At 43.4% G+C, this 11534-nt stretch carries 9 protein-coding genes and 1 tRNA gene; 7 read left to right on the forward strand and 3 right to left on the reverse strand.

Features of this window, described 5'->3' with window-relative positions:
- Window positions 1-155: 155 nt before the first annotated feature.
- Window positions 156-230 (reverse strand) — tRNA-Arg (locus TI10_RS15355).
- 189 nt (window positions 231-419) lie between these two features.
- Between TI10_RS15355 and mlaA the strand changes: the two genes are divergently transcribed.
- Window positions 420-1175, forward strand: coding sequence for a phospholipid-binding lipoprotein MlaA (gene mlaA, locus TI10_RS15360; protein ID WP_049584294.1), 756 nt, complete (start codon window positions 420-422; stop codon window positions 1173-1175).
- 78 nt (window positions 1176-1253) lie between these two features.
- Here mlaA and fadL read toward each other — a convergent pair whose 3' ends face one another.
- On the reverse strand, window positions 1254-2579 hold the full coding sequence (gene fadL, locus TI10_RS15365; protein ID WP_049584295.1) for a long-chain fatty acid transporter FadL: 1326 nt from the start codon (window positions 2577-2579) through the stop codon (window positions 1254-1256).
- A gap of 585 nt (window positions 2580-3164) precedes the next feature.
- Between fadL and fadI the strand changes: the two genes are divergently transcribed.
- From fadI to sixA, 3 genes are all read left to right on the forward strand, one after another.
- On the forward strand, window positions 3165-4475 hold the full coding sequence (fadI, locus tag TI10_RS15370; RefSeq protein WP_049584296.1) for an acetyl-CoA C-acyltransferase FadI: 1311 nt from the start codon (window positions 3165-3167) through the stop codon (window positions 4473-4475).
- Window positions 4475-6658 (forward strand): fatty acid oxidation complex subunit alpha FadJ, encoded by a 2184-nt coding sequence (fadJ, locus tag TI10_RS15375; protein ID WP_049584297.1) that lies wholly within the window; start codon window positions 4475-4477, stop codon window positions 6656-6658. The genes fadI and fadJ overlap by 1 nt, the downstream gene beginning before the upstream one ends.
- A 528-nt stretch (window positions 6659-7186) precedes the next feature.
- The gene (gene sixA, locus TI10_RS15380; protein WP_049584298.1) at window positions 7187-7669 is read left to right on the forward strand and encodes a phosphohistidine phosphatase SixA; all 483 of its coding nucleotides are present in this window, start codon (window positions 7187-7189) and stop codon (window positions 7667-7669) included.
- Window positions 7670-7689: 20 nt separating this feature from the next.
- Here sixA and smrB read toward each other — a convergent pair whose 3' ends face one another.
- A complete protein-coding gene (gene smrB / locus TI10_RS15385) occupies window positions 7690-8223 on the reverse strand; it encodes an endonuclease SmrB (RefSeq protein WP_049584299.1) in 534 nt (177 codons plus the stop codon).
- Window positions 8224-8439: 216 nt separating this feature from the next.
- On the opposite strand from smrB, the gene hutI reads away from it, so the two are divergent.
- From hutI to hutC, 3 genes are all read left to right on the forward strand, one after another.
- Window positions 8440-9678, forward strand: coding sequence for an imidazolonepropionase (gene hutI, locus TI10_RS15390; RefSeq protein WP_049584300.1), 1239 nt, complete (start codon window positions 8440-8442; stop codon window positions 9676-9678).
- Window positions 9679-9695: 17 nt separating this feature from the next.
- A complete protein-coding gene (hutG, locus tag TI10_RS15395) occupies window positions 9696-10652 on the forward strand; it encodes a formimidoylglutamase (RefSeq protein WP_049584301.1) in 957 nt (318 codons plus the stop codon).
- Between the two features lie 105 nt (window positions 10653-10757).
- Window positions 10758-11489, forward strand: a complete 732-nt coding sequence (hutC, locus tag TI10_RS15400; protein WP_175445376.1) for a histidine utilization repressor — start codon at window positions 10758-10760, stop codon at window positions 11487-11489.
- Window positions 11490-11534: the final 45 nt, after the last annotated feature.

Below are 11534 nucleotides of genomic sequence, written 5' to 3' on the forward strand. Positions count from 1 at the left end.
TAAGGCGCTTATTTTTTGCATGGATAAGAGAATCAATAATGATTGTATTTAGATTCCACTAAAACAAAACCGGACTTGCTTAGACAAGCATTGAGTTTATTTACATGATTTAATTGGGAAAATTTAAATTTATTAACCTTGGTGGGATGTGCTTCTGGCGTCCCCTGCTGGAATCGAACCAGCAATTAGCCCTTAGGAGGGGCTTGTTATATCCATTTAACTAAGGGGACATAGCTTTATTATAACGGTTTTTTCTTCCTAAGATAAGGCGTTATAAACTGTTTGCCTATTTAGTGATCACTTAAATTGAGTACCATTCAAGTTAGATTGTCAGTAATATTCACATTATTGATGATCATCGGCGAGTCGTGCAACAAACTGATCTGCCGGATCTAGAAGGTTATTACTTGGAGAGATGTATGAAGTATCGTTTGGGCGGAATCGCTCTTACCGCCGCATTACTAGTGGGATGCGCTAATTCATCTGATACTGTTGAACAGGGGCGTTCAGACCCATTGGAAGGCTTTAACCGTACAATGTTCAACTTTAATTATGATGTTCTTGACCCTTATGTTTTACGTCCAGTCGCGGTAGCGTGGCGTGATTATGTGCCGATGCCTGCTCGAAATGGTTTGGGTAATTTTCTGAGTAATCTTGAAGAGCCGGCTAGTATGGTAAACAGTTTCTTGCGGGGTAACCCATATCAGGGAATGAAACATTTTAATCGTTTTTTCCTAAATACCATTTTGGGTATGGGGGGGCTGATTGATGTTGCAACGATGGCAAACCCCAAATTGGCAAAAGAAGAGCCAAAACGCTTTGGGAGTACTCTGGGCTATTATAAAGCGGGGTATGGTCCTTATGTTGTATTGCCGGGCTATGGCAGTTTCACCCTACGTGATGAAGGGGGAAATTGGGCGGATATGACTTACCCAATGCTGAGTTATCTGACTATTTGGATGTCAGCCGGCAAGTGGGCATTTGAAGGAATTGAAACCCGTGCTCGTTTACTGGATTCTGATGGCTTGTTGAAGAACTCGTCAGATCCCTATTTGATGATGCGTGAGGCTTATTTCCAGAGCCATGATTTTATGGCAAGCGGTGGTAAACTGGAAGCCACGAAAAATCCAAATGCCGAAGCATTACAGGATGATTTAGATAGTATTGATGATTGATAACGCTTTATTTGGTTTTTAACTGCGTAGATAAAAAAGGATAGCAGTGTCGCTATCCTTTTTTAGAGTGGAATATTATTAGAATGCGTAGTTGAAGTTCACACCATACAGCCAGGCCGTGCCTTTAGCTTCGAATTCATATGCGTAAGGCAATGCTTCAGACAATTTCTCTTTGACAGTGACTTTCTGACCATGCATATATGAAACACCTACATCAACAGAAGCATCTTTGTTAAATGCGTAGGTTGCGCCAGCACTCAGCCAGAAACGATCTTGATCCGGAATAGAGATAGAACGGTTTTCAGCCGGAATTGGGCTGTCATCAAAGGCGATACCTGTACGGAATGTCCAGTTGTCGTCGTGATAATAAGTTGTACCTAAAGCAATACGGTAAGCATCTTTGAAGCCTTCATGTTTACTGAACAGGACGGAGCCGTCTTTATTTCTGGTCCCTTTCAATTCATTAAACTCACTCCAGCCTGTATACGCCAGGCTATAGTGGATAGCCCATTTAGGCGCTACGCGGTTGTAACCGGAAATCTCCCAGATATCCGGCAAATTGAGATCTAATCTACCGCCAATGGTTTTGCCTCCAGTAGCAGGTAAATTCACTCCCGCCTTTTCCAGCATTTGACCTAGCGCAACAGGTACGTCATTTTTATAATCGCCGTCTTTAAACTTAACTTTAACTTTAGAACGGTAAGTCAGGCTGTAACGGTTATTTTCATCCACTTCATACATGATGCCTGCGTTCCAACCATAGCCCCAATCTTTACCTGACAGATTAGCAACTTCATCAGTTGGTTTTATGAGACCTTTTGGTAATTTAGGGTGATATGACAGAGCGCCCGCATGACGGACGATTTCTGCATCCGCATAAACAGCGTTCAGTCCTAAACCAAAGCTGAAGTGATCATTCAGTTTATAAGCACCGCTTAAGTTGAAGTTCAACGTTGTCAGGTCAGTTTTACCGCCGATGGGGCCTGCTTCATAGTTATTGCTAAAATCCGTTGCCAGACCGAAGTTGGTGGTGACCGAAGTACCAACAAACCATTGATCATCGATTGGCATAATGAAATGTATGTTAGGTATCCAGGCGGTAGGAGCAATATTTTTAGCGTTAGTACTTTTGCCTGTTACTGGGGATTTACCGGTAATATCAACATCTGGATTGATATAGACGGCGCCAATAGAGAATGATGGGCGATCAAACAGTGTCATTGCCGCTGGGTTACGGCTTCCTACCGCTGCGTTATCAGCAACAACGCCTTCCCCGGAAAAAGCGCGGCCCAAAGCCGAAGTAGAAAATTCATTTAACTGGAAACCAGCAGCGCCAGCATTCGATGAAATTATTGCCACTGCAACCGCTAATGCTGAACGGGTGAACAGGTTTTTCTGGTTCATAACCAAAACCCTCTTGTTTATTATTTAACTATGCCACTTATCTTAGCAAGGAGCGCAGGATTGTAGGGTCGGTTTGTCTCGTTGACAAATCAGACCAGTCGTGAAGTATAGGTCTGATGACAGTTGATGTTGCAAGGATGTTTTTAAAATATTACCAAGTTGATATCAAAAACGCGACTCAGTTAACAAAAAAATGATTTTTGATATTAATAAAAACGTTTAAAAATGATTTTTTAAGATCAAATTTCGGCAGATAAATATTCTTTAAGAGGTAGTGCGAGTTTCCCGATAGCTAAGAGGGATAAGATATTAAAATTCATTATGAATTATTTTAGTAATGAAATTATGGCTGGTGTAATAGACCAGTATCGCAAAAAGCAGCTTGTGAACATGTTCGAATAAGTATTGAAACCATTTAGCTATTAAATAAATTAAAGTTGCGCTTCCTCTCATTTTTGATTTATTCAGGTTTGCTATTTATAAACATTACGCTAACAATGATCTATCAGGTCAGACCTGTCCAGATTGGTTGAAAAGTTTTTTCAGTAATTTGATTCAGTTAACGATAATCTTTCAGGAGCCGTTATGAGTCGTCCTTTAACAAAAGTGACACAGCAAGGTGATCGTATCGCCATTGTCAGTGGGCTACGCATTCCATTTGCTAAACAGGCAACATCGTATCACGGCATACCGGCTGTGGATTTGGGTAAATCAGTCGTCAGCGAACTTGTGACTAGGAGTGGTTTACTCCCTGAAAAGATTGACCAACTGGTGTTTGGGCAAGTGGTGCAAATGCCTGAAGCGCCGAATATTGCCCGTGAAATCGTTCTCGGTGCTGGGTTGAGTGTGAGTACTGATGCTTACAGCGTATCCCGTGCGTGTGCTACTAGTTTCCAGGCGATTGCCAATGTGGCTGAAAGCATTATGGCTGGCACGGTGAATATCGGGATTGCTGGCGGAGCTGATACTTCGTCTGTATTGCCGATTGGCGTGACTAAATCCCTGGCTCGTACTTTGGTGGATATGAATAAGGCTAAAACGCTATCGCAACGCCTTAAATTACTTAGCCGCCTTAAATTTCGCGATTTATTGCCTGTGTCTCCGGCGGTAGCGGAATATTCTACAGGTCTGCGTATGGGAGATACTGCGGAACAAATGGCGAAGACTTACCGTATCAGTCGAGAAGATCAGGATGCGTTAGCACACCGCTCCCATATTCTGGCAGCGAAAGCTTGGGAACAGGGATTGTTGGCTGATGAAGTCATGACAGCTCACTTCCCACCGTACCGTGAAGCATTGCTTGAAGATAATAATATTCGTAAAAGTTCTGTACTGACCTCTTATGCGAAGCTGCGTCCGGCGTTTGACCGTAAGTACGGCACTGTCACTGCTGCAAATAGTACACCGCTGACGGATGGCGCAGCGGCGGTCATATTGATGCGTGAATCAGTGGCTAAGGCATTGGGAACAAAACCGCTTGGTTATCTGCGTAGCTATGCATTCTCAGCCATTGATGTCTGGCAAGATATGTTATTAGGGCCGTCATACGCCACGCCAATAGCGCTCGATCGTGCAGGTATTACACTGAAAGATCTGACTTTAATCGATATGCATGAAGCGTTTGCGGCTCAGACACTGGCAAACCTGAAAATGTTTGCCAGTGATGAATTTGCTCGTAATAAATTAGGGCGTGCTCAGGCGATTGGTGAAGTCGATATGGACAAATTTAATGTTTTAGGCGGCTCAATCGCTTATGGGCACCCATTCGCAGCGACAGGAGCTCGTATGGTGACGCAAGTATTGAATGAGTTGCGTCGTCGTGGCGGCGGGCTTGGGTTGACAACCGCTTGTGCTGCTGGCGGGTTGGGCACAGCTATGGTATTGGAGGTGGAATAATGACTCAGGCTCAACATGATGCTGCACCCATCACGATGGATACAAACCAAACTGCTTCTGTTTTCAGTTTTAATGTCAGGCCAGATAAGATCGGCGTTATCACCATTAATGTGCCGGGAGAAAAGGTAAATACGCTGAAAGCAGAATTTGTTGATCAATTTCTGAATGTTTTCAAGCAAGCTCAGCAATCTTCTGGTCTTAAAGGATTAATATTGATTTCCGGTAAGTCGGATACGTTTATTGCCGGTGCTGATATTTCTATGATTGCCGGATGTAAGACCAAAGAAGATGCGCGAGATTTGGCTGAAAAGGGTCAGAAACTATTTTCTCAGATAGCTAATTATCCTTTGCCTGTCGTAGCAGCAATTCATGGCGCTTGTTTGGGAGGCGGTTTGGAACTGGCGCTTGCATGTCATTGGCGCGTGTGTTCACTGGATGATAAGACTCGTCTTGGATTACCTGAAGTTCAACTTGGGTTATTACCGGGTTCCGGTGGTACTCAGCGGTTGCCAAGACTTATTGGCGTCAGTTCAGCGTTGGATATCATTCTGACTGGTAAACAGCTACGGGCGAAACAGGCATTACGGCTCGGATTGGTGGATGATGCTGTGCCGTCGGATATTCTGCTGGACATTGCTATCGAAAAAGTCAAAAAGGGTATTCCTGTGCGTAAGCCTTTGCCGTGGCAACAGCGGTTATTAGTTGGCCCCTTGGGAAGATACTTTTTGTTTAATATCGTTCGTAAAAAGACACTGGCGAAAACGCGTGGGCATTATCCTGCGCCTGAACGAATTATTGATGTTGTCAAAGAGGGTGTTGAAAAAGGCATGAGCCAGGGTTTACGGGCTGAGGCGGTAGCATTTGGTGAACTGGCAATGACACGGGAATCTACCGCTTTACGTAATCTGTTTTTTGCTGCCACTTCATTGAAGAATGAAACGGGTTCATCAGAGAAACCGGCGGAAATCAAGCGCGTTGGTATATTAGGCGGTGGTTTGATGGGCGGAGGCGTGGCGAGTGTAACAGCCACCCGTGGCAAACTGCCGGTACGGATTAAAGATATTAATGAGAAAGGCATTAGTCAGGTACTGAAATATACTTGGGATTTGTTGTCCAAACGGGTGAAGCAAAAACGGCTGCGCCCGGCAGAACGTGCTCAACAAATGATGCTAATTTCAGGAACGACGGATTATCATGGTTTCGCACAAACCGATATTGTTGTTGAAGCAGTGTTTGAAGATTTGTCACTGAAACAGCAAATGGTGGCGGAAATAGAAAAGAATGCTAAACCAGAAACCATATTTGCATCTAATACATCTTCATTACCTATCCATCAGATTGCTGAAAAAGCTCAACGACCAGAGCAGGTTATTGGTCTGCATTATTTTAGCCCAGTGGATAAGATGCCGTTGGTGGAAGTGATTCCACATCAAGGGACCAGTGAGAAAACGATTGCTACAGCAGTTGCTTTGGCGAAAAAACAGGGTAAGACTGCTATCGTGGTTGGTGATAAAGCTGGATTTTATGTAAACCGGATTCTTGTCCCTTATATTAGTGAGGCCGCGCATTGTCTGGTAGCAGGAGAACCCATTGATCATATAGACAAAGCTCTGGTTAATTTTGGTTTTCCGGTCGGCCCGATTAATTTATTAGATGAAGTAGGTATTGATGTTGGCACCAAAATCATGCCGATTCTGGTGGAACAACTAGGTCCGCGTTTTGCTGCGCCTGAATCTCTCGATGCTGTACTGAAAGATGGTCGTAAGGGTAGGAAAAATGGCCGTGGTTTCTATTTGTATGCGTCAGAGGCCAGAAAATTCTGGCAGTTTGGTAAGAGAGGCAAAAAAGTTGATAGCTCAATTTATACCTTGCTGAATATAACACCTGAGTCGCATATGCTCTCGTCAGAAATTGCTCAACGTTGTGTGATGCTAATGCTTAATGAAGCTGTTCGTTGTTTGGATGAAGGTATTATCAGAAGTCCGCGTGATGGTGATATTGGGGCAGTATTTGGCATTGGTTTTCCGCCATTCTTTGGTGGCCCATTCCGTTATATTGATAGCCTTGGTTGTGCCAGAGTAGTGGAGATTCTGCGTAGGCTGGAAAATCAGTATGGCGATAGATTCGTACCTTGTGAGTGTTTAGTGAAAATGGCTGAACAGAATAAAAGTTTTTATTCATAGTGGCCTATACTGCATTGATGAAAAAATAAATTCCGGTGTCGTTAAGGCGCCGGAATTGTATTGAGTGTTTTTGAATAAAAAAAATCTCTTTATATGCCCTATGGATTTCAAGATGCATCGCGACGGCAAGGGAGCGAATCCCTGGGAGCATAGCGAACTATGTGACCGGGGTGAGCGAGTGCAGCCGACAAAGAGGCAACTTGAAAGATAACGGGTATAGATTCAAGCAACATCCATTGGGTTATCGTTCAACCATTTTATTTGTTTTTGTTTTGAGTAGAATGCTTGTTCACCCTGTCTGAAATGTTTTTGTAGTGGCAATTTTTATTGTATACCCTATGGATTTCAAGATGCATCGCGACGGCAAGGGAGCGAATCCCCGGGAGCATAGATAACTATGTGACCGGGGTGAGTGAGCGCAGCCAACAAAGAGGCAACTTGAAAGATGACGGGTATATAACTCAGATTGAGATTACTGATATTTATTAGCGGTAAGATAGCTGTGCTTACTCATTCATACGGTGGACTATGCAAATTTTTATTATGCGTCATGGTGACGCGGCTTTAGATGCAATTAGCGATGCTGCCCGGCAACTCACTCCTCGCGGCTGTGATGAATCACAAAAAATGGCTTGTTGGTTAGCACAGCAAAAGCATCAGATTGATCTCGTATTAGTAAGTCCTTATATTCGCGCTGAACAGACGTTACAGATTGTTCGTAAATCCTTATCTTTACCGGATGGTGAAGAAGTGTTGTCGGGGTTAACGCCATCAGGTGATGCTGCGACGGTAAGTAGTTATCTCCAGTTTCTTGCTGAACAAGGATATAACGCTGTTTTGGTTGTCTCTCACTTACCGTTAGTCAGTTATTTAGTGGCTGAATTATGCCCGGCAGAAACACCACCAATGTTTGCAACTTCTGCAATGATATGTGTGGATTTAAACAGCCAGACTGGCAAGGGTACTCTTGTCTGGCAGATCAGCCCGTCGCAATTGGCAGCAAAAGCCTAATAATTCAGCGACATATAGGCTCAAGGCTCATCAAGTTCGATAAGCATCAATAACGCGGCGTTACCTCCCCATTCCTTTGGCGCTTGATGGAAGGCTATGATATCTGGGTGTTGAGCTAACCACAGAGGCGTTTGCTGTTTGAGAATGCGTTTCCCGTGACCGTGCATGATGCAGGCACAATAGACATGTTCACGACGGCAAGCAGCGATCAATGCCCCAATTTCCTGTTTGGCTTGCATTTGAGTTAATCCGTGTAAATCAAGGAACAATTCGGGTGAATAGTCGCCTCGGCGTAATTTCTTCAATTCGTAATGGTTTGTGTCTTCCCTTACATAGCGAGTAGGGCCTTCGGTATCAAGGTTAGGCTGAAATTCATCAGAAAAATAGTAGCTGGCGTCAATTTGCTCTTGCTGAATTCGTTCAGGGGCAATATAGCTGGTTTTTTTTCTTCTGGAAGAATGTAAGACGGTATCCTGGTTGATGCGTTTGGCGCCTGCTACCGATTGTTGAAATAAGCTAATTTCTTCCTCATCCAAGGAGTATTTATTTTTCATCATTTTTCAGTTAATTAAACCATTTTGTGACAAGTGTACTGCATCTTTTTAACTATTAAACCTGATTATATTTAATGAAACCTGATTTTACAGAGTTTGTGGTTTAAAAATGCTGATAAGAAGGTATATCCAGGTAGTTAACAAAATAATTTGACAATGATAGTTGGTTGGAAAATAAATGTATATACAACTAGAAACCAATACAGGATGCTGATCATGGCAATAGAACTGCGTGATACTGATATCATCTGGCGTAATGCTAGACTGGCAACAATGGACCCTACTGTCAATGCGGCTTATGGATTATTAAAAGAACATGATCTGCTGGTGCGTGATGACAAAATTTTAGCTATTTTGCCCACAGCAACATTACAGACGAGTCGTTGTCAGGTAATTGATGTCCAACAACGCCTGATTACCCCTGGTTTAATTGATTGTCACACCCATTTAGTATTTGGTGGTAACCGGGCTTATGAGTGGGAGCAGCGTTTAAATGGTATGTCCTATGCTGAACTCAGCGCTCAAGGAGGGGGAATTAATGCGACAGTTTCTGCGACTCGGGGCAGTTCTCATGAACAACTTGAACATGCTGCACAGCAGCGTCTTGCTGCATTTATGGCCGAAGGTGTAACCACTATTGAGATTAAATCGGGTTATGGATTAAATCTAGAAAATGAAGAAAAATTGCTACAAGTTGCGCAGAACTTAGCGCGACATAATCCGATAGAAATCAGTCCCACATTGCTCGCTGCTCATACTTGTCCACCTGAATATAAGCATAATCCCGACGCTTATATGGATCTGATTTGCGAAAATATCCTGCCGCAACTCTGGCAAAAAGGGTTGTTCGAGGCAGTAGATGTTTTTTGTGAAAGTGTAGGATTTAATCTGACTCAAACTGAGCGGCTCTTTCAGGAAGCGCAACGTTGGAACATTCCAGTAAAAGGTCATGTGGAGCAGTTATCTCATTTAGGCGGGAGTGAACTGGTCGCTCGCTATCATGGTCTTTCCGTGGATCATATTGAATATTTAGATCAGGCAGGAGTTGAGGCGCTTAGTCACAGTGGTACGGTAGCTGTTTTGCTTCCTGGCGCATTCTACTTTTTGCAGGAAACACAACGTCCACCTATTGATTTATTGCGGCAATTTCATGTGCCGATAGCCGTATCTACCGATTTTAATCCTGGAACCAGCCCATTTGCCTCTTTGCGAATGGCCATGAATATGGCATGTGTCCAATTTGGATTGACTCCTGAAGAGGTATGGTTAGGTGTAACCCGACATGCGGCTCGTGCATTGGGTAGAGAGCAGAGTCACGGACAATTGCGTGCCGGAGCTTACGCTGATTTTGTTGTCTGGGATGCAGAAAATCCCGTTGATATTTTCTATGAATTAGGTCGTAACCCTTTGAATATCAGAGTGTTTCATGGCGTTATAACTCATTCCGGCATATAACAGATAAGGAGCAGTAAATGAATTTATGGCATGCTACTTCGCCGACGATTTGGCAAGGGCGAAATGATTTGTCAGAAGCGGATAATGCACTACGGCTTTTTCAAACAGTTAAACTATCTCCGTATTTTACGCCGGAAGAATTTTCTCACTATATTGCTCTATTGGGGTTTGAATGTGATGAAGGGGTAAAACGCAATCAGGGTAGGCCGGGCGCCAATCAAGGTCCTGATTATTTGCGGCAATCTTTGGCAAATATGGCGAGTCATAAAGGGCATGATCGATTGGTGGACTTGGGAAGTATTCGTGCTAATCCCAATCAATTAAGTGAAGCACAGCAAGCTTTGTCTGATGCCGTTACCCAATGCCAACGTCAGAATGTACGTACCCTGGTGCTTGGGGGAGGACATGAAACGGCTTTTGCTCATGGGGTTGGAATTTATGATGCTTTTCCACATCAACGTGTTGGTATTATTAACTTTGATGCGCATCTTGATTTACGGCGGTCGCCGCAGCCTACTTCTGGTACACCATTTCGTCAACTTGCTGAATATTGTCAGCAGCATCAACGTCTGTTTCACTATACTTGCATTGGCGCAAGTTTGGCGTCTAATACGCAGGCATTGGTGGATGAAGCAAACCGCTTGAACGCCACGATTATCTGGGACGATCAATGTCGTGAAACTATGTTGGACAAGGTACAACAGCAGATACAAGATATACTCCAGCAAGTTGATTTGATTTACATGACAATCGATTTGGATGTATTACCTGCTTATCAGATGCCAGCAGTCTCTGCGCCTGCCGCATTGGGGGTGCCATTGGAACGTCTTCTGCAATTAATTCAGCCAATTTGTCAGAGCGGTAAACTACAGGCGGCTGATTTGGTTGAGCTTAATCCAATATTTGATATACAAGGCATAGGTGGAAAAGCCGCAGCACGTATTGCTTGGCAATTAGCACATTGGTGGTATTGATTATCTAAGATAACAATACTATTGTGTTTTTTATTTTGGCGAATATAGCCTGATAAAGTGAGTGTAATTAATCACTTAACATTTTTACAGCATAAGGAATTTATTGTGACGACTCACTTATCAGGATCATTTGCCAAACCTGCTCCTCTGTATGCCAGAGTGAAACAATCCATCATTGAAAAAATCTACACTGGTGAATGGAAATCAAATGATCGTGTCCCTTCTGAAGCTGAACTAGTTAAACAGTTTAACTGTAGCCGTATGACTGCCAATCGTGCGTTGCGTGAGTTAACTGCGGAAGGGTTATTAGTGCGGCTGCAAGGCGTAGGATCATTTGTTGCTGCACCGAAGGGGCAATCTGCGTTGTTCGAAATTCACAGTATTGCTGATGAGATTTCAGCTCGTTCTCATCAGCATTGCTGTAAAATATTAAAATTATCCGAGCTGAATGCGGATGTGAAACAGGCTGCTGAATTAGACATTATTGCTGGTACGCCGATTTACCATTCAGTTATTGTCCACTATGAAAACGATGTTCCTGTTCAGATAGAAGATCGTTATGTCAATGCTCAAGCGGCTCCTGGCTATTTGCAACAGGATTTTACCAAGCTTACGCCGCACGATTATTTGTCAATGATTGCACCACTAACGGAAGGTGAACACATTGTAGAAGCTATTGCTGGCGATCCTCGATCTTGTAAGTTGCTGCAAATTGAGTCGGGTGTTCCTTGTTTATTAATTAGTCGCCGAACTTGGTCGACGCATTACACTGTTTCCAGTGCCAGGTTGTTATTTCCCGGTAATCGCTATAAATTAAAAGGACGTTTCAGCTCATAGTGATATGCCTATTACTCACAACTGAGCTTTTTCCGTATGAGCTGA

The sequence above is a fragment of the Photorhabdus luminescens subsp. luminescens genome (assembly GCF_001083805.1).
In the GTDB taxonomy this organism is placed as follows: Bacteria; Pseudomonadota; Gammaproteobacteria; order Enterobacterales; family Enterobacteriaceae; genus Photorhabdus; species Photorhabdus luminescens.

Excerpts from the sequence above, each read along its gene's own strand:
- hutG (WP_049584301.1), top strand. The coding sequence starts at position 9,696 with ATGAATTTATGGCATGCTACTTCGCCGACGATTTGGCAAGGGCGAAAT.
- fadL (WP_049584295.1), bottom strand. The coding sequence starts at position 2,579 with ATGAACCAGAAAAACCTGTTCACCCGTTCAGCATTAGCGGTTGCAGTG.
- hutI (WP_049584300.1), top strand. The coding sequence starts at position 8,440 with ATGGCAATAGAACTGCGTGATACTGATATCATCTGGCGTAATGCTAGA.
- smrB (WP_049584299.1), bottom strand. The coding sequence starts at position 8,223 with ATGAAAAATAAATACTCCTTGGATGAGGAAGAAATTAGCTTATTTCAA.
- fadJ (WP_049584297.1), top strand. The coding sequence starts at position 4,475 with ATGACTCAGGCTCAACATGATGCTGCACCCATCACGATGGATACAAAC.
- sixA (WP_049584298.1), top strand. The coding sequence starts at position 7,187 with ATGCAAATTTTTATTATGCGTCATGGTGACGCGGCTTTAGATGCAATT.
- mlaA (WP_049584294.1), top strand. The coding sequence starts at position 420 with ATGAAGTATCGTTTGGGCGGAATCGCTCTTACCGCCGCATTACTAGTG.
- fadI (WP_049584296.1), top strand. The coding sequence starts at position 3,165 with ATGAGTCGTCCTTTAACAAAAGTGACACAGCAAGGTGATCGTATCGCC.